We start from the raw sequence: 18,074 nt of genomic DNA, 5'->3' as shown, positions 1-18,074 counted from the left end.
CTGGTTTATTCCCACAAGGTAGTACCTGGTTATTATCGCGGCAAGCTGTCCAGCGCCGCATTGCGCTGGAGCAAACGAATGAATGCACGTCCCGCATTGGATAACGTGCGACCACTATGCCAGATTACGCCCAGCTGGCGTTCCAGGTTTGTACCTGGCAGCCTCAGCGAATGGACCTGTGAGTCGAGCATTGTGCGTGGCAGCACGCTCCAGGCCAGGCCTATGGAGACCATCATCTTGATGGTCTCCATATAATTGGTGCTCATGCTGATATGTGGTTCCACTCCCTCCTGGCTGAACAACTGGCTGACTATGCGGCGGGTGAAGGTGTTTGGGCCAGGAAATACCGCAGGATATTCACCCAGTTCGGCGAAGCTGAGAGTTTCCGCCCGGGCCAGGGGGTGGTCAGGGGCCACCACGAAATCGAGCGGATCGTTCCAGATGCGCTCCGCGATAATGGGTGACTCTATTGTCGGCGCGAGGGTGATCACCGCCAGCTCGATGTCTCCGTGCAATACTTTTTCATAGGCCACTTCCGAATCGAGGAACTGGATATCCAGGGCCACCTGCGGATAGGTTCGGGTGAACTCGCGCAGCACCGGCGGTAAACGATGCAGGCCAATGTGATGACTGGTAGCCATCGCCACCCGGCCCTGGACAACACTGGAGAGGTTGCTCAGGGCGCGTCGGGCATCCTCCAGCGCGTCGATTATCTCCAGCGCCCGCGGCCGCAGCGACAGACCGGCTTCGGTTAGACCAATGTGCCTGCCAATACGGTCGAACAGGCGGCAACCGAGCTGCAGCTCCAGGCTTGCGACGCGTTTGCTGATTGCCGGCTGGGTCAGATGTAGCTGTTCAGCGGCACGGGAAAATGACCCGGTCTCGGCGACGGCAAGAAAGGCACTGAGGTTGGCCGTATCCATTTAGTATTCCATAAGGTGATTCGATGCATGAATATTATGAATTTGTTTTATCGGTTACCAGGTTTTATCATTCATGCCTGAGTTAATACCGTGCCTGCGCGCACTTTCCGCAAGAGAAAGACACGCCAGGACCCAGCCCGATCAGGAGTCAAGCATGTCCGCCCAAACGCTTTACGACAAGCTCTGGAACAGCCATTTGGTCAAGCAGCGCGATGATGGTTCCGCGTTGCTGTATATCGATCGTCATTTGCTCCACGAAGTGACCTCGCCACAGGCCTTTGAGGGTTTGCGGCTGGCCGGGCGCAAGCCCTGGCGCATCGACGCCAATTTGGCGACCCCCGACCACAACGTGCCGACCACCAACCGGGCCGCAGGCGTCTCGGGTATCGACGATCTGGTTTCCAAGTTGCAGGTCACCACACTAGACGATAACTGTGATGATTTTGGCATCATGGAGTTCCGCATGACTGATCGCCGCCAGGGGATTGTCCATGTCGTCGGGCCTGAGCAGGGTGCAACCCTGCCGGGTATGACCATTGTCTGCGGTGACTCGCACACGGCCACCCACGGCGCCTTCGCATCCCTGGCCCATGGCATTGGCACATCGGAAGTAGAGCACGTACTGGCCACCCAGTGCCTTGTGGCCAAGAAGATGAAGAACATGCTGGTCAGCGTCGAGGGCAAGCTGGGCTTTGGCGTGACCGCCAAGGACATCGTGCTCGCGGTGATCGGCAAGATCGGCACCGCAGGTGGTAACGGCCATGCGATCGAGTTTGCCGGTTCGGCGATCCGCGATCTGTCGATGGAAGGCCGCATGACCATCTGCAATATGGCGATCGAAGCGGGTGCACGCGTCGGCTTGGTAGGCTGTGACGAGAAAACCGTTGCCTACGTGAAGGATCGTCCGTATTCACCCCGAGGCGAGGACTGGGAGCACGCGGTGTCGGCCTGGCAGGATCTGGTATCCGACGCGCAGGCCCATTTCGATACGGTGGTGGAACTGGATGCGGCGAGCATCAAGCCGCAGGTTTCCTGGGGCACTTCACCGGAAATGGTAGTGGCGGTAGATGCCAATGTGCCCGATCCGGCGCAGGAAGATGATGCGGTCAAGCGCAGCGGCTATCAGCGTGCATTGGTCTACATGGGACTGGAGGCCAATCAGCCGATCACGTCGATCAAGCTCGATCGGGTCTTCATCGGTTCCTGCACCAACTCGCGGATAGAGGATCTGCGGGCGGCGGCTGCGGTGGCCAAGGGTCGCAAGGTGGCACCGACAATCAAGCAGGCAATGGTCGTCCCGGGCTCGGGACTGGTCAAGGAACAGGCTGAACTTGAGGGTCTGGACAGCATATTCAAGGCCGCTGGCTTCGAGTGGCGTGACCCGGGCTGCTCCATGTGCCTGGCAATGAACCCGGATCGCCTGCAGGCTGGTGAGCACTGCGCGTCGACATCGAACCGTAACTTCGAGGGACGCCAGGGCAACGGCGGGCGCACCCATCTGGTCAGTCCAGCCATGGCCGCGGCAGCCGCTATTGCGGGCCACTTTGTCGACGTTCGCGAAATGCTTGAGCAGGAGGAAACAGCATGAAACCCTTTACCCAGCATACCGGCCTGGTAGCGCCGCTCGATCAGGCCAATGTGGATACCGATCAGATCATTCCCAAGCAGTTTCTGAAGTCGATCAAACGCACCGGGTTCGGTCAGAATCTGTTTGACGAATGGCGCTACCTGGATGAAGGCCTGCCAGGTCAGGACGCGTCCCAGCGGCCGCTGAACCCGGATTTCGTGCTCAATCAACCCCGCTATCAGGGTGCCAGCGTGCTGCTGGCGCGCAAGAATTTCGGCTGTGGTTCCAGTCGCGAGCATGCGCCCTGGGCGCTTGAGGAGTATGGTTTTCGTGCCATCCTTGCCCCCAGTTATGCCGATATTTTCTACAACAACAGCTTCAAGAACGGTCTGTTACCCATTGTTCTGGATGAAAAAGATATTGACGAGCTGTTTGCCCAGGCAGAGGCGAGCGAAGGCTATGAGCTGACCATCGATCTCGCCGACCAGGTTGTTACCCGGCCAGACGGCAAGACCTATTCGTTTGACGTGGACAATTTCCGCAAGCATTGCCTGCTCAACGGCCTGGATGACATCGGACTGACGCTCGAAGATGCCGACGCGATTCGTGCTTTTGAGGTAGGCCACAAGCAGCACAACCCCTGGCTTTTCGGCGCTATCAAATAACACCCGGATTTCAAGGAAATACCATGAGCATGAATATTCTTATCCTCCCAGGCGACGGCATTGGCCCGGAAATCATGGCTGAAGCCGTCAAGGTGCTGGAGCTGGCCAGTGACAAGTTCGGCCTCGATGCCCAGCTGAGCTTCGATGATCTGGGAGGCGCCGCCTATGAGCGTTACGGTTCGCCGCTGGCTGATGAGACCCTGGAGCGTGCGCGACAGGCCGATGCGATTCTGCTCGGCGCCGTCGGTGGTCCGCGGTGGGACGCCATCGACCCGGCTATGCGACCCGAGCGCGGTCTGCTGAAAATCCGCTCTGCACTGGGGTTGTTCGGCAATCTGCGTCCGGCCATTCTGTACCCACAACTGGCGGACTCATCCACCCTCAAGCCCGAGGTGGTTTCCGGTCTGGATGTTCTGATTGTTCGCGAGCTGACCGGCGGGATCTATTTCGGCCAGCCGCGTGAGCGGCGAGTACTGGACAACGGCGAGCGCTTTGCCTTTGATACCTTGCCCTACAACGAGACGGAAGTGCGGCGCATCGCCCGCGTCGGCTTCGACATGGCGCGTATTCGTGGCAAGAAGCTGTGCTCGGTCGACAAGGCCAACGTGCTGGCTTCCAGCCAGCTGTGGCGCGAGGTGGTCAACGAGGTCGCAGCGGACTATCCCGATGTGGAATTGACGCACATGTATGTCGATAACTGCGCCATGCAGCTGGTGCGCGCGCCCAAGCAGTTTGATGTCATCGTTACCGATAATCTGTTCGGCGATATTCTCTCGGATCAGGCGTCCATGCTTACGGGCTCCATCGGCATGCTGCCCTCGGCATCGCTGGATGCCAACAACAAGGGGATGTACGAGCCCTGCCATGGCAGCGCGCCGGATATCGCCGGGCGCGGGATAGCCAATCCGCTGGCGACCATCCTCTCGGTTTCGATGATGCTACGTTACAGTTTCAATCGCGCCGACGCGGCGGATGCGATCGAGCGCGCGGTCAGTCAGGTACTGGACCAGGGGCTGCGCACTGGAGACATCATGTCTGCCGGGTGCGCGTCGGTTGGCACCGCCGCCATGGGTGACGCCGTGGCCGCGGCGTTGAAAAACCTGTAAACTGTCCGGCTTTGTGTTGCGCCTGGTTCTGCCGGCGCAGCTGTCTTTGAATTTTTTACCCCCTGGGGGTTGATGTCATGAAACAGGTAGGCCTGGTTGGCTGGCGCGGTATGGTTGGTTCCGTACTGATGCAGCGCATGCTCGAAGAGAACGATTTTGCCAATATCGATCCAGTGTTCTTCACCACGTCCAACGTGGGCGGGAAGGGACCGGATATCGGCAAGGACATTCCACCGTTGAAGGATGCCTTCGACCTCGAATCACTCAAGCCGCTTGACGTGATCATCACCTGTCAGGGCGGCGACTACACCCAGGCGGTCTATTCGAAGCTGCGGGCAGAGGGCTGGAAAGGTTACTGGATTGATGCAGCCTCCACGCTGCGCATGGAAGACGAAGCATTGATCGTGCTCGATCCAGTGAATCGCCGCAGCATCGACCAGGGGCTGCGTGACGGCGTGAAGACCTATGTGGGTGGCAACTGCACCGTCAGCCTGATGCTGATGGGCCTGGGCGGTCTGTTCGAAAGTGGTCTGGTTGAATGGATGAGTGCGATGACCTATCAGGCGGCCAGTGGCGCCGGTGCGCAGAACATGCGCGAGCTGATTGGCCAGATGGGCGCTATCAACCAGTCCGTGGCGGCTCAGATGGCGGACCCTGCCAGCGCCATTCTTGAGCTCGATCGCATGGTCGCGGAGAACCTGCGAAGCGACGCGTTCCCGGTTGAGCACTTCGGTGTACCCCTGGCCGGTAGCCTGATCCCCTGGATCGACAAGCAGCTGCCCAACGGCCAGAGTCGCGAGGAATGGAAAGCCCAGGCCGAGACAAACAAGATTATTGGCCGCAGTGGCCGTCCGATTCCGGTTGACGGTATTTGCGTGCGTATTGGCGCAATGCGGTGCCACAGTCAGGCACTGACCATCAAGCTGAACAAGGACGTGCCGCTGGCTGATATCGAAGCCATGCTCGATGCGCATAACCCCTGGTCCAAGGTAGTTCCCAACACCAAGGAAGACACACTGCGTGATCTGACTCCCACCGCAGTCACTGGCACCCTGTCGGTGCCGGTAGGACGACTGCGCAAGCTGAACATGGGCTCGCAATACCTGTCTGCGTTCACCGTGGGCGATCAGCTGTTGTGGGGCGCAGCCGAGCCGCTGCGTCGCATGCTGCGGATACTGCAGGAGGACTGATCTTCCGGTCCGGTAACGAGGAGGGCATCCTGTCAGTGGCAGGGTGCCCTTTGTTTTTTCAGTCGAGGAGTGATGATGAGCGAATCCTGTGATGTAGCAATAGTAGGTGTGACCGGCATGATCGGCGATGTCCTGATCGACGTGCTGGACGATCATGACTTCTCCATCGCGAAACTGTATCTGGTAGATGAAGAAAACGTCGCAGGCGGACGCCTGATGTACAAGGGCCAGAGCCAGCGTGTCGAGCCGCTTGAGCGATTCGATTTCTCCCTGGTGAAGGCCGCGGTGTTTCTCGGTTCCGAGAGCATGGCCGAGAGCTGGATTCCGCGTGCGCTGGCGCAGGGCTGCGCCGTTATAGACGCAAGTGGCCATTCACGTCGCAACATGGATGCACCGATGGTTGTTGCCGATGCCAATCCGCATGCCATGGACGAGTTTGCCGCGCCGGGCATTATCGCCTGCCCCGACAGTCAGGTCGTCCAGGCCGTGTTGGCCCTTCAGTCGATCGTGCGCGAATCCGGGGTCCAGTCGGTCTCGCTCGCCACTTATCAATCCATGTCCACGCTCGACCAGGAGGCGGTCGAAGGACTCGCGCTGCAGACCGGGCGTCTGCTTAATGGCCAGCCTCCTGAATCGGGTGCTCTGGCCAAACAGGCAGCGTTCAACCTGATACCGCGCACCGGCGAGCTCGACGAGCAGGGCTTTACCCGTGATGAGGCTCGTCTCGGAGAGGATGTTCGTCGGGTTCTGGAGCTGCCTGGCGTCTCTGTAGCGGCCACCTGTGTAGTGGTTCCGGTTTTCTACGGTACCGCCGCCGTTGTCCAGCTTCGTACCCGCGAAGCGTTGCCGGTCAAGCGGTTGGCAACCTTGTTGCGCAAGGCGCCGGGTGTCAAGTTGCTGGACAAGCCGGCAGCGGATGGCTATCCGACGCCCGTGACCGAAGCCACCGGCAGTGATTCGGTCTGGGTTGGTCGTTTACGTCAGGATCCTGTCGATCCGCTGGTGCTCAATATGTGGATTGTGTCGGATAATCTTCGAAAAGGTGTCGTACTTAACAGTCTTCAGACTCTCAGGTTGTTGATAAAAGACTATTTGTAATCGATACTTGCTGTGGTATTCGCATTAAGCGGTTTAAGGTTCCCCTGTCAAAAGGGTTCAGTGCTGACGTGTTATCAGATTGCTGCGTGCCGAGTTGGGGATAAACAGGGCAGGGCGGAACGCGGGCAACAGGTCTGTTAGCGCGAGATAAAACGATAAAAGCAAAGGAACTTCGCTATGGTTCGCAAACTGGTTTTGGCTGTCGCCGCAGCAAGCGCTCTGATGTCTTCGAGTGCGGTATTTGCATTGGGGGTCGGCGACATCAACTTGCGTTCGTCGCTCAATCAGCCGCTTGATGCAGAAATAGAGTTGCTTCAGGTTCGGGACTTGTCTAGTCAGGAGATCATTTCCGCACTCGCGACTCCAGACGAGTTTGGGCGAGCCGGAATCGAACGTATCTTCTTCCTCAACGATCTGACCTTTACGCCGGTCGTCAGGTCCGACGGCAAGGCGGTTATTCGCGTTACATCCAGCCGGCCGGTACGTGAACCCTTTCTGAATTTTCTGATGGAAGTGCGCTGGCCCTCAGGCCGGGTCCTGCGCGAGTTCACCCTGCTGCTTGATCCGCCGCTTTACGATCCGGGTCCGGTGGTTGCAACTCCCGCAACCACTCAGCCGGTCAAACAGCCACAGGTGCAACAACCAGTGCAGCCGTTTACGCCAGCTCCTGCTCCGGTCCAGCAACCCCGGCAGACCGCACCCTATTCAGCATCCCGTGCAGCTCCGGCCGAACCGCTTTACCAGGATGAGCCTGCCGCGCAAACCACAGACCAGATTCGCACCGACAGGTCCGACACCCTCTGGGAAATAGCACTGCGTCATCGTCCCCAGGGTGCATCCGTTCATCAGACGATGCTGGCAATCCAGGATCTTAATCCGGACGCGTTTATCAATGGCAACATCAACCGCCTGCGAGCCGGTCAGGATCTTACGTTACCTGATGCATCACAGGCAGCCGGCCGTACCCAGTCCGAGGCAATACAGCAGGTTGCCGCGCAGAACTCCAGCTGGCAACAGGGCCGCCAGGCCGCAGCGCCGACTGAACGTCAGCTTGATGCCCGTCGGCTCGACGAAGCCGCTGCGGCGCCCCAGAGTTCTCGCAACGGTGATGCTCTGCGACTGGTCGGCAGTGGCGAGGAACAGGAGAATGGTGGCGCCGATGCGGGAACCCGCAATGGTGACGGCAAACTGCGCGATGAGCTGGACACCACCAAGGAGGAGCTTGACTCGGTCAGGCGCGAAAAGGCCGAAGCAGAAAGCCGGCTTCAGGATATGCAGTCCCAGATGGAAACACTGCAGCGCCTGCTTGAATTGAAGGACGAGCAGCTCGCTGCGATGCAGCAAAGCATGGGTGACTCGGCTGAGTTGCCTGCTCCCGAGGCCGAAGCCACGGCCATGTCTGGCGAACAGGTGGCGCCGGAAGACACGGTAGCGCTGGAGCCGGATGGGGAGGACGCGCTGGCGACCGGTCGTGAACAGGCGCTCCTGTCCGAGTCGGAAACGCCCGAAGCGATTGACCCGACCGAAGCTGCGCAGGCCGAGGCTGCGGAGCAGAAAGCCCTGGCCGAAGCGGAGCAATCAGCGGCCGCCGAGCCCGAGTCCGAGGTCGAGCCAGCAGGTACCGAGGCGGAGCAGGCCCCTGTAGTTACCGAAAAGCCCGTTGCAGAGCAGGACACGATGGGTCTGCTGCAGCGCATGATGCAGAACCAGACTTTCCTCCTCGCCGGGGGCGGTCTGATTCTTTTGCTGCTGTTGCTGGTATTGATGGCAGTGGCCCGACGCAACGCACGCCGCGAAGCTGATATGGCAGACAACTTCATTGCCAGGGCTGCGCAGAACAACGACCCGGCCGCCGAGGATTCCGACCAGTTCAATGTCGCTCTCGCCGGCTATCAGGAGGAGCCGGAGGCGGATCTGGGTATTGCCGAGGACCCGCTGGTTGAAGCTGATGCGCTTATAGCCTATGGCAAATTGAGCGAGGCCGCCGAAGTTCTGAACTCCGCGCTGGAGCGTGAGCCCGAGCGTACCGACCTGCGCCTCAAGCTGATGGAGGTCAAAGGGCTGATGGATGATGCCGAGGGTTATGCTGAGCAGGAAGCGGTATTGCGTCAAGACGGTACCGTGGATAACCAGGTAGACATGCTGAACGTGCGTTTCCCGATAATGGCCGCGGCACTGGCCAGCTCGGCTGTATCGGCCGAGGAATATCCTGAATGGAGCGAAGATTTTCTGCAGGAGGGGCGCGACGGCGCTGCCGAGGATAGTCTCGGGGAATCGACCGAAGAAGATGCTGCAGACAGCATCAAGGAGCCAACTGGACCTGCTGCTCCGGTTCAGGAATATGATTTCAGCGGGTTCGACGTCGAAGCCGAGCCCGCCGCACGTCAGGAGCCGATAGCGGAAGAAAGCCTGGAGGATTTCGATCTCGACTTCGACCTGGACGACAGTCTCGCCGAGAGTCTGGCTCAGACCGAAACTCCCAAGCCTGCTGCAAGCGAGACGCAGGAAGATGATTTCGATTTCGACTTCAATCTCGATGAGCCCGCTGCCGAGGTTACGCCGGGGGCCGAACCTGCCGAGGAAGAGTTCACCTTGGACGAGGATTTCGATCTGTCGCTGACCGATGATCTCGAAACCGAGAAACCCGCTGACACCGACATCGTTGCCAAGCCCGATACAGAGCTGGAGCCGATGGAAGAAGAGCAGACTGTTACGCTGTCCGATGCCGATCTCGAAGGGTTCGAGACCGAACTGGACGCTGCCATGAACGAGCCAGAAGCACAGGAGGAAGCAGATCAGATTCAGCAGGCCGAAGCCGGCGAGGAAGCAGCAGAGCCGAACGCCGGGACTCTGGACGAAGGGGAAGACGAGGATGAATTCGACTTTCTTTCCGGCACCGATGAGTCGGCAACCAAGCTGGATCTGGCTCGCGCCTATATCGACATGGGTGACCAGGAAGGTGCGCGTGACATCCTCACCGAAGTCATCGAGGAAGGTAACGAGCAGCAGCAGCAGGAAGCTCACGACATGATGGGGCAACTTGACTGACTAATGGGTAGTTCAACTATTGACGCGGCCGCCCACGAGGCGGCCGCTGTTGTTTCCAGGGTTGCAGCCTGCGTCGAGTACCGGGGCACAGCCTATCGTGGCTGGCAACGTCAGCAGCCGGGCGTGCGCAGTGTGCAGGAAGAGGTGGAGAAAGCGCTCGGTCGCGTGGCCAACCACCCGGTCAATCTGCATTGCGCCGGGCGCACTGACGCCGGTGTGCACGCCTCGTATCAGATCATTCATTGGGAGACCAACGCGATTCGCGAGCCGCTTAACTGGGTGCATGGGGCCAATGCCAACCTTCCCTCCGATATCAGCCTGTGCTGGGCGAAGGTCATGCCCGAGGATTTTCACGCCCGTTTTTCCGCAATGGCCCGGCGGTATCGTTATGTGATCTATAACGATCCGATACGTCCCGCACATCTGGCCAACGAGGTCACCTGGAACTATCGGCCGCTGGATCTCGAGCGCATGCAGCTGGCCGCACAGCCTCTGGTCGGTGAGCACGACTTTACGTCCTACCGCGCACTGGCCTGTCAGGCCAAGTCCCCGGTAAAAAGGGTACATCACCTCAAGCTGCAGCGTTTCGGCCAGTTCATTGTGCTGGATATTCGCGCCAATGCTTTCTTGCATCACATGGTGCGCAATATCGCCGGGGTGCTGATGCAGATCGGCTGTGGCGAGCGACCAGTGGAATGGGCTGGCGAGGTTCTCTCCGCAGCGAACCGCTCCAAGGGTGGCTTGACCGCGCCAGCATATGGCCTCTATCTGGTAGATGTTACCTATCCCGAGCGATTCATCTTGCCTGAACGGTATATGGGACCTCACTTTCTGTCGGCGCTGAATCAGCCTGACTGACGCTCCAGAACCGATCTGCTACTATCTGGCTTTACCCAATCAGAGGCCCCGACAGGTTTATGGTGCGAGTCAAAATTTGCGGGATAACACGGCTGGAGGATGCATTGGCGGCCGCAGAGGCGGGCGCCGACGCGATCGGCCTGGTGTTCTACCCGCCCAGCCCGCGAGCGGTCGACATTGAAAAGGCCTCCAGCATTGTCGCGGCCTTGCCGCCCTTTGTTACCACGGTAGGCCTGTTTGTTGATGCGGCACCCGAGGCAGTACGGGCGGTTCTGGCCTCTGTGCCGCTGGACCTTCTGCAGTTTCATGGTGACGAGACCGACGAATATTGTCGCCAGTTTTCCCGTCCCTATTTGAAAGCGCTGCGGGTTCAGCCATCCGACGACCTGAACGCATTGGCCGCCAGATGGCCTGGCGCCAGCGGTATCCTGCTGGACAGTTACAAGCGGGGTGTGCCCGGCGGGACTGGGGAGGTTTTTGACTGGTCGCTGATCCCGGCGCAACGTAACTGGCAGTTGATCCTGGCTGGCGGACTCGACACTGCCAACGTTGCCGATGCAGTGGCACGCTGTCGGCCGTGGGCCGTGGATGTGAGCGGTGGGGTAGAGCAGAGCAAGGGCATCAAGGATGCCTCGAGGATTACCAGTTTCATACGCGAGGTGAAGCGTGACTGAATCAAGCAAAGTGGATTATGCGGCGATACCCGATATGCGTGGCCATTTCGGCCCCTACGGCGGCCGTTTTGTTTCCGAAACCCTGATGGACGCCCTGGAGGAGCTCGAAAGCCTGTATGAGCGGCTATCGCGTGATCCGGGGTTTCAGGCCGAATTCGACCATGATCTGGCCCATTACGTCGGCCGACCCTCGCCGCTGTATCTGGCCGAGAGGCTGACTGCCAAGGTTGGCGGCGCGCAGATCTATCTCAAGCGCGAAGACCTCAACCATACCGGCGCGCACAAGGTAAACAACACCATCGGTCAGGCGCTGTTGGCCAAGCATATGGGCAAGCCGCGGGTGATAGCCGAAACCGGCGCTGGCCAACACGGCGTGGCGACGGCCACGGTGGCGGCCAGACTAGGCCTCAAATGCCAGGTATACATGGGTGCCGATGACGTCAAGCGGCAGTCGCTTAACGTCTACCGCATGAAGCTGCTGGGCGCTGAGGTAATACCGGTAACCTCGGGTTCCAGGACGCTCAAGGATGCGATGAACGAGGCCATGCGCGACTGGGTCACCAACATTGACGATACGTTCTACATCATTGGCACTGTGGCAGGGCCGCACCCCTATCCCAAGCTGGTTCGTGATTTCCAGTGCGTGATCGGTCGCGAAGCCAGGGCTCAGTGCTTGACACAGTATGGCAAGCTGCCGGACGCGCTGGTTGCCTGTGTCGGTGGCGGCTCGAATGCCATCGGACTGTTTCACCCTTTTCTTGAAGACGAATCGGTGGCGATGTACGGAGTAGAAGCCGCGGGCCTGGGTATCGACAGCGGCAAGCATGCTGCGCCGCTGGCGGCCGGCCGGCCAGGCGTACTGCACGGCAATCGGACCTATCTGATGGAAGACGAGGGTGGCCAGATCATCGAGACCCATTCAGTGTCGGCCGGGCTGGATTATCCGGGCGTAGGTCCTGAGCATAGCTGGCTGAAAGACCTGGGCCGGGTGAACTATGTAAGTGCCACGGACGAGGAAGCGCTGAGTGCTTTCCGGGAACTGACCCGGGTGGAAGGCATCATGCCTGCACTGGAATCAGCCCACGCGGTCGCCTATGCGATGAAACTGGCGGCCAGCATGCGCCCGGACCAGACCATCGTGATCAATCTGTCGGGGCGCGGTGACAAGGATATCCATACGGTCGCCGAAATCGATGGCATCGGTATTTAGGCAGAAAACGTATTCAGCAAAGTCCCGATTGAGCAGAAGAGAGTGTAATGAGTCGAATACAGCAATGTTTTGAAAAGCTGCGCAGCACCGGCCGCAAGGCACTGATTCCCTATGTCACTGCCGGCGACCCGCAGCCGGACATGACGGTGCCGCTGATGCATGACCTGGTTGAGGCCGGGGCCGATATCATCGAGCTGGGCGTGCCGTTTTCGGACCCGATGGCTGACGGCCCGGTAATACAGCTGGCGATGGAGCGGGCGCTCCGTCATCATGTCCAACTGAAGAACGTGCTGGGGATGGTCAGTAGTTTTCGCCAGTCCAACCAGACAACGCCCGTGGTGTTGATGGGGTATCTCAATCCGGTAGAGCGCATGGGTTATGAAGCGTTCGCCGATGCGGCGAAAGCAGCCGGGGTCGACGGTGTGCTTACTGTGGATCTGCCGCCAGAAGAGGCCGACGACGTGGTCACTCTGTTCCAGGGTCGTGGTCTGGATACTATTTACCTGCTCTCGCCGACGACGACGCTGGAGCGTGCGGCCAAGATATGCAAGCGTGCCAGTGGCTATATCTACTATGTTTCACTCAAGGGTGTGACCGGGTCTAGTGCGTTGGACGTCAATGCAGTGGCAAGCAAGCTGGAAAGCCTGCGCAGCATTACTGATTTGCCGATTGGCGTTGGCTTTGGTATCCGTGACGGCGCGACAGCGGCCGCGGTGGCTTCGGTTGCCGACGGCGTCGTGGTAGGCTCGGTATTGGTCAACCAGATCGCAGAAAACGCAGATCAACCCGCGCAGGCCCGCGAAGCAGTCAGCGGGATAATCCGCGAAATGCGCAGCGCGATGGATGCATGAACAGGCACAACCCTCTTGGTTAAGCAGACAATGAATAAGGATTGGCAATGAGCAACTGGCTGGTGGACAAACTGATTCCCTCCATCGTGCGTTCCGAAGCGCAGAAGAGCAGCGTGCCCGAGGGCCTGTGGCGCAAGTGCCCATCCTGTGATGCCGTGCTTTACCGTCCCGAGCTGGAAAAGAACCTGGACGTGTGCCCCAAATGCACGCATCACCTGCGAATCAATGCCCGGCGCCGCCTGGACATCTTTCTCGACAGCGACGAACGCACTGAAATTGCCGGCGAGCTCGAACCGGTAGACCGTCTGAAATTTCGTGACAGCAAGAAATACAAGGACCGCCTTACCGCCGCGCAAAAGGACACCGGCGAGAAAGACGCGCTGGTGGTCATGCAGGGCAAGCTCAAGGGCAGCCCTATTGTTGCCAGCGCATTCGAGTTCAGCTTCATGGGCGGTTCTATGGGCAGTGTGGTTGGCGCCCGTTTCGTTCGGGGTGCGGAAACTGCGCTACGCGAGCGCATCCCCTATGTCTGCTTCTCGGCCTCCGGCGGGGCGCGTATGCAGGAAGCCCTGTTTTCGCTTATGCAAATGGCCAAGACCAGTGCGGCCCTGGCGAAGATGAAGGAGGAGGGCATTCCCTTCATCTCGGTGATGACCGATCCGGTCTATGGGGGCGTCTCAGCCAGTCTGGCGATGCTTGGGGACCTCAATGTTGCCGAACCTAACGCGCTGATCGGTTTTGCCGGTCCCCGGGTTATCGAGCAGACGGTACGCGAGAAACTGCCGCCGGGTTTCCAGCGCAGTGAGTTTCTGCTCTCCCACGGCGCGCTTGACATGATTGTGCCGCGAGGTGAGCTGCGTGATCGACTGGCGAGCATTCTGAGTATTCTCACCAATCAGCCTGCGCCGGCGGCGCAGCTTGAGCTTGACGAGACCGAAGTCGGGAATGCCTGATGTCGGCTGCTGATCTGGCGGGATGGTTGGCCCGCCTGGAAAAGCTGCATCCCACCGATATAGAGATGGGCTTGGACCGCGTCGCGGAAGTGGCGCGGCGGATGGGTATCCATCAGCCCGACGCCCGGGTTTTTACCGTTACCGGCACCAACGGCAAAGGTTCCACCTGTGCTGCGCTGGACAGCTTGCTGCGCCAGGCAGGCCTGAGAACCGGCGTTTACACCTCGCCTCACCTGATGGCTTACAACGAACGGGTCAGTATCAATGGCCGGCTCGTGTCCGATCTCGAACTGTGCGAGGCATTTGCTGCGATAGAACTCGCACGGGCCGAGATTTCGCTTACCTATTTTGAATTCGGTACCCTGGCTGCCTTGCAGCTGTTTCAGCTCGCCGACCTGGACGCCTGGGTGCTGGAGGTCGGTTTGGGAGGGCGGCTGGATGCGGTAAACATCATCGATGCTGATGTGGCAGTGGTCACCAGCATCGGTCTTGATCATCAGGAATTCCTTGGCGATACGCGTGATTCGGTGGGCTACGAGAAAGCCGGTATTCTTCGTGAGCAGCAGCCGCTAGTCTGCGCCGAAACTGATCTTCCGCCATCTTTCATTGCCTGCGTCGAGCGCCTGCAGGTTCCAATGCTGCAGCGTGGCGATGTCTACGGCTGGGAGCAGGACAATACTGACTGGGCGCTATGGGGAAGGGATTCCAGTTCCGTTGTGCGCCAAATAAAAGGTTTGCAGCCGGCCTCTCTTCCTCGGGATAACCTGGTCACCGCTGTGCAGGCTTTCTGGGCCGCGGGGCTGGACCTGCCAGACCATCTCATCATCAACGCGCTGGACGTTGCCCGGGTCGCCGGTCGGCTGGAGCAGCGCACCGTCAGTTGGCACGGTCAGCCGCGCAGACTTTTGTTCGATGTAGGTCACAATCCCCATGCGGCAAGCTTTCTCGCCGCGCAGCTCAAGGCCCAGCCGCTGGATCGCCACGCGGTCTTCGGCTTGCTGGCCGACAAGGATCTTGCCGGCGTAGTGGAACCCTTAACGGGCCTGTTCGACAGTTGGGCAGTGGCGCCATTACCCACTGCGCGCACCCGGCCCACTGTCGAACTGGTAACTCATCTGACCGCCGTCGGCGAACGGGTGGAAGCGTTCGGATCCATGGCTGTTGCACTGGAGCAGACGCTGGACAACACGCCGGCTTCGACCGAAATCGTTATTTTCGGGTCGTTTTTCTGCGTGTCAGCAGCCATACTCTGGCTCGACCAACAGACACGGGAAGTGAGCAATGGATGACAAGTTGAAGCAGCGGCTGATAGGCGCATTGGTGCTGATCATAGCGGCAGTGATTTTTCTGCCGATGCTCCTGTCCGGGCAGGATGAGACCGTGCAAGTAGAGGTGGAAGTGCCCGAAGCGCCGGTCATGGATGAAAGTGAAATCAGAGCTGCTGCGCCTATAGAGCTTCCGGAGCCAGAACCGGTACCCGAGATTCCGCCGCCAGGCCCGTTGGCCGAAGATCCGCTGGCGCCGGAGCCCGAGCCGGCTATTATCACGCCTGCGCCTCCAGAGCCGGAGGTAGTAGCGCCAGCAATTGCCGAGCAGGGCAACTGGGTTGTGCAACTAGGCAGTTTCTCGAGCGCAGCCAATGCAGAGACATTGCGCGATACGCTGGTCTCGCAGGGCTACAACGCCTACGCATTGTCAGCCAGGGTGGACGAAAACGAAATCACCCGGGTCTTTGTCGGTCCGGTAGTCGACCGGGCCGCCGCCGGCAAGCTGCGTGACGAACTGGCCAAAAGACATGGTATGCAGGGACTGGTCACTGCGTATGACGCCGGTACCGGCAAGAGATAGCGGTTCCGGAGCGGGCCGGCCCTCTGCTAGAATACTCGCCTGTTCTTTATCGGGTGCTGCACCGTGACGCTAGGCTGGATCGATTGGGCCATTATTGCCATCATTGCCGTGTCGGCCCTGATCAGTCTGGCCAGAGGGTTTGTTAAAGAAGCCCTGTCGCTGCTGACCTGGGTGGTCGCCGGCCTGGTTGCCTGGTTGTTTGGTGGTGCTCTGGCAGGCCACCTGGCGCCCTTCATAGAGACTCCGTCCATACGGGTCATCGTCGCATGCAGCATCCTGTTCGTTTTGACCCTGTTACTCGGCGGTCTGATCAATTACCTGATCGGCCAGCTTGTACGGGTTACCGGCCTGAGCGGCACGGATCGCTTTCTCGGCATGATTTTTGGCGCCGCGCGCGGCGCATTGCTGATCGTCGTTGCAGTGGGCCTGCTGAGTCTGGCCCCCGTCGAAGGTGATGTATGGTGGCGACAGTCCGAGCTGATCCCCCATTTTCTGCTGGTGGCCGATTGGTCCAAGAACATGATTCTCGGGTTTTTCGGTCGCTGATTCTTGCGCTTATCAGCGGTGAGCGTAGTACGCAAAAGAGGTATTGAGGCATGTGTGGCATTGTTGGCATAGTGGGCAAGTCGAACGTCAATCAGGCACTTTATGACGCTCTGACCGTGCTACAGCATCGTGGCCAGGACGCCGCCGGCATCGTGACCTGTGATCGGGGTCGGCTGCATTTGCGCAAGGATAATGGGCTGGTCCGTGATGTCTTTCATCAACGGCACATGCAACGCCTGGTGGGCAACATGGGTATCGGCCATGTGCGTTACCCCACCGCCGGTTCATCCAGCTCGGCGGAAGCGCAGCCATTCTATGTGAACTCGCCGTATGGCATCACGCTGGCGCACAACGGCAATCTGACCAATGTAGAGCAGCTGTCACGCGAGATCTACGAGTCCGACCTGCGCCATGTGAACACCAACTCCGACTCGGAGGTCCTGCTCAACGTCTTCGCCCACGAACTGGCGCGTGGCGGCAAGCTACAACCGGGCAAGGATGATATCTTCAATGCCGTTCGCGCGGTTCACTCCCGCTGCACCGGTGGTTATGCCGCCATTGCGATGATCACCGGTTACGGCGTGGTGGGGTTTCGCGATCCTCACGCGATTCGTCCGATCGTTTTCGGCAAACGCGAAACCGAGAACGGTACCGAATACATGATTGCGTCCGAGAGCGTGTCGCTGGATGTGCTCGGCTTCGATCTGATCCGGGATCTGGAACCGGGTGAGGCGGTCTATATTACCGACAAGGGCGAATTGCACACCGCACAATGCGCGGAGAATCCAAGCTATTCGCCGTGCATTTTCGAACATGTGTACCTGGCCCGCCCCGACTCCATGATCGATAACGTTCTGGTATACAAGGCGCGCCTGCGCATGGGTGAGAAGCTCGCGGAGAAAATCCTGCGGGAAAAGCCCGAGCATGGCATTGACGTGGTTATCCCGATCCCCGACACCAGCCGAACTTCGGCGGTCGAGTTGGCCAACCACCTGGGCGTGAAATTCCGTGAAGGGTTCGTGAAGAATCGCTATATCGGACGTACTTTCATCATGCCGGGGCAGGCTGCGCGCAAGAAGTCAGTCCGTCAGAAGCTGAACGCGATCGAGCTCGAATTCCGCGGCAAGAACGTTCTGCTGGTCGATGATTCCATCGTCCGTGGCACGACCTGCAAGCAGATCATTCAGATGGCCCGCGAAGCCGGTGCTGCCAAGGTGTATTTCTGCTCCGCGGCACCCGCAGTGCGTTATCCCAATGTCTACGGTATCGACATGCCCAGTGCCCATGAGCTGATTGCGCATGGACGCACCACTGAAGAGGTCGCCGAACTGATTGGCGCCGACTGGCTGATCTATCAGGACCTTCCGGATCTGGTCGACGCGGTGAGCGAGGGTAACCCCAAGCTGACCCGCTTCGACTGTTCGGTTTTTGATGGTGACTATGTGACCGGTGACGTCAATGAAGCCTACCTCGGCAAAATCGAACAGGCGCGTAACGACGCTGCGATGTCGACCAGCGAAATGGGCAACGCGGTCAT

Annotated in this window: 16 protein-coding genes; 15 read left to right on the top strand and 1 reads right to left on the bottom strand. The window is 59.4% G+C overall.

Annotation, left to right across the window (positions count from 1 at the left end; genetic code table 11):
* Nucleotides 1-32: 32 nt before the first annotated feature.
* A complete protein-coding gene (locus ABYA88_RS09050; protein WP_373186794.1) occupies nucleotides 33-923 on the bottom strand; it encodes a LysR family transcriptional regulator in 891 nt (296 codons plus the stop codon).
* Between the two features lie 154 nt (nucleotides 924-1,077).
* On the opposite strand from ABYA88_RS09050, the gene leuC reads away from it, so the two are divergent.
* From leuC to purF, 15 genes are all read left to right on the top strand, one after another.
* A complete protein-coding gene (gene leuC, locus ABYA88_RS09045) occupies nucleotides 1,078-2,511 on the top strand; it encodes a 3-isopropylmalate dehydratase large subunit (protein WP_373186792.1) in 1,434 nt (477 codons plus the stop codon).
* Nucleotides 2,508-3,155, top strand: coding sequence for a 3-isopropylmalate dehydratase small subunit (gene leuD, locus ABYA88_RS09040; RefSeq protein WP_373186790.1), 648 nt, complete (start codon nucleotides 2,508-2,510; stop codon nucleotides 3,153-3,155). Before leuC ends, leuD begins: the two co-directional genes overlap by 4 nt.
* A 23-nt stretch (nucleotides 3,156-3,178) precedes the next feature.
* On the top strand, nucleotides 3,179-4,261 hold the full coding sequence (gene leuB / locus ABYA88_RS09035) for a 3-isopropylmalate dehydrogenase (RefSeq protein WP_373186789.1): 1,083 nt from the start codon (nucleotides 3,179-3,181) through the stop codon (nucleotides 4,259-4,261).
* 77 nt (nucleotides 4,262-4,338) lie between these two features.
* A complete protein-coding gene (gene asd, locus ABYA88_RS09030) occupies nucleotides 4,339-5,451 on the top strand; it encodes an aspartate-semialdehyde dehydrogenase (protein WP_373186788.1) in 1,113 nt (370 codons plus the stop codon).
* A gap of 75 nt (nucleotides 5,452-5,526) precedes the next feature.
* Complete coding sequence (locus ABYA88_RS09025) at nucleotides 5,527-6,549, top strand: aspartate-semialdehyde dehydrogenase (RefSeq protein ID WP_373186787.1); 1,023 nt, start codon at nucleotides 5,527-5,529, stop codon at nucleotides 6,547-6,549.
* Nucleotides 6,550-6,726: 177 nt separating this feature from the next.
* On the top strand, nucleotides 6,727-9,597 hold the full coding sequence (locus tag ABYA88_RS09020; RefSeq protein ID WP_373186785.1) for a FimV/HubP family polar landmark protein: 2,871 nt from the start codon (nucleotides 6,727-6,729) through the stop codon (nucleotides 9,595-9,597).
* A 3-nt stretch (nucleotides 9,598-9,600) separates the two neighbouring features.
* Entirely contained in the window at nucleotides 9,601-10,455 is an 855-nt protein-coding gene (gene truA, locus ABYA88_RS09015; RefSeq protein WP_373186784.1) for a tRNA pseudouridine(38-40) synthase TruA, read from the top strand.
* A 59-nt stretch (nucleotides 10,456-10,514) separates the two neighbouring features.
* Entirely contained in the window at nucleotides 10,515-11,129 is a 615-nt protein-coding gene (locus ABYA88_RS09010) for a phosphoribosylanthranilate isomerase (protein ID WP_373186783.1), read from the top strand.
* Between the two features lie 34 nt (nucleotides 11,130-11,163).
* Complete coding sequence (gene trpB, locus ABYA88_RS09005) at nucleotides 11,164-12,339, top strand: tryptophan synthase subunit beta (RefSeq protein WP_373186808.1); 1,176 nt, start codon at nucleotides 11,164-11,166, stop codon at nucleotides 12,337-12,339.
* A 47-nt stretch (nucleotides 12,340-12,386) separates the two neighbouring features.
* Nucleotides 12,387-13,190 carry a tryptophan synthase subunit alpha gene (gene trpA / locus ABYA88_RS09000; RefSeq protein WP_373186782.1) on the top strand — a complete coding sequence of 268 codons (804 nt, stop codon included), beginning with the start codon at nucleotides 12,387-12,389 and terminating at the stop codon, nucleotides 13,188-13,190.
* A gap of 47 nt (nucleotides 13,191-13,237) precedes the next feature.
* Nucleotides 13,238-14,143, top strand: coding sequence for an acetyl-CoA carboxylase, carboxyltransferase subunit beta (gene accD, locus ABYA88_RS08995; protein WP_373186781.1), 906 nt, complete (start codon nucleotides 13,238-13,240; stop codon nucleotides 14,141-14,143).
* Nucleotides 14,143-15,432 carry a bifunctional tetrahydrofolate synthase/dihydrofolate synthase gene (gene folC, locus ABYA88_RS08990; protein ID WP_373186780.1) on the top strand — a complete coding sequence of 430 codons (1,290 nt, stop codon included), beginning with the start codon at nucleotides 14,143-14,145 and terminating at the stop codon, nucleotides 15,430-15,432. Before accD ends, folC begins: the two co-directional genes overlap by 1 nt.
* Nucleotides 15,425-15,991 (top strand): SPOR domain-containing protein, encoded by a 567-nt coding sequence (locus ABYA88_RS08985; RefSeq protein WP_373186779.1) that lies wholly within the window; start codon nucleotides 15,425-15,427, stop codon nucleotides 15,989-15,991. Before folC ends, ABYA88_RS08985 begins: the two co-directional genes overlap by 8 nt.
* A 63-nt stretch (nucleotides 15,992-16,054) precedes the next feature.
* Nucleotides 16,055-16,537, top strand: a complete 483-nt coding sequence (locus ABYA88_RS08980) for a CvpA family protein (RefSeq protein WP_373186778.1) — start codon at nucleotides 16,055-16,057, stop codon at nucleotides 16,535-16,537.
* Nucleotides 16,538-16,587: 50 nt separating this feature from the next.
* The coding region (purF, locus tag ABYA88_RS08975) for an amidophosphoribosyltransferase (protein WP_373186777.1) at nucleotides 16,588-18,074 on the top strand (1,487 nt) is incomplete at its 3' end.

The sequence above is a fragment of the Halopseudomonas sp. genome (assembly GCF_041579695.1).
In the GTDB taxonomy this organism is placed as follows: Bacteria; Pseudomonadota; Gammaproteobacteria; order Pseudomonadales; family Pseudomonadaceae; genus Halopseudomonas.
Note: the sequence above shows the minus strand (reverse complement) of the source record. Positions and strands in the feature narration are given on the sequence as shown.

Coding starts and splice junctions, on each gene's coding strand:
- ABYA88_RS09050 (WP_373186794.1), bottom strand. CDS start 923: ATGGATACGGCCAACCTCAGTGCCTTTCTTGCCGTCGCCGAGACCGGG.
- leuC (WP_373186792.1), top strand. CDS start 1,078: ATGTCCGCCCAAACGCTTTACGACAAGCTCTGGAACAGCCATTTGGTC.
- leuD (WP_373186790.1), top strand. CDS start 2,508: ATGAAACCCTTTACCCAGCATACCGGCCTGGTAGCGCCGCTCGATCAG.
- leuB (WP_373186789.1), top strand. CDS start 3,179: ATGAGCATGAATATTCTTATCCTCCCAGGCGACGGCATTGGCCCGGAA.
- asd (WP_373186788.1), top strand. CDS start 4,339: ATGAAACAGGTAGGCCTGGTTGGCTGGCGCGGTATGGTTGGTTCCGTA.
- ABYA88_RS09025 (WP_373186787.1), top strand. CDS start 5,527: ATGAGCGAATCCTGTGATGTAGCAATAGTAGGTGTGACCGGCATGATC.
- ABYA88_RS09020 (WP_373186785.1), top strand. CDS start 6,727: ATGGTTCGCAAACTGGTTTTGGCTGTCGCCGCAGCAAGCGCTCTGATG.
- truA (WP_373186784.1), top strand. CDS start 9,601: ATGGGTAGTTCAACTATTGACGCGGCCGCCCACGAGGCGGCCGCTGTT.
- ABYA88_RS09010 (WP_373186783.1), top strand. CDS start 10,515: ATGGTGCGAGTCAAAATTTGCGGGATAACACGGCTGGAGGATGCATTG.
- trpB (WP_373186808.1), top strand. CDS start 11,164: ATGCGTGGCCATTTCGGCCCCTACGGCGGCCGTTTTGTTTCCGAAACC.
- trpA (WP_373186782.1), top strand. CDS start 12,387: ATGAGTCGAATACAGCAATGTTTTGAAAAGCTGCGCAGCACCGGCCGC.
- accD (WP_373186781.1), top strand. CDS start 13,238: ATGAGCAACTGGCTGGTGGACAAACTGATTCCCTCCATCGTGCGTTCC.
- folC (WP_373186780.1), top strand. CDS start 14,143: ATGTCGGCTGCTGATCTGGCGGGATGGTTGGCCCGCCTGGAAAAGCTG.
- ABYA88_RS08985 (WP_373186779.1), top strand. CDS start 15,425: ATGGATGACAAGTTGAAGCAGCGGCTGATAGGCGCATTGGTGCTGATC.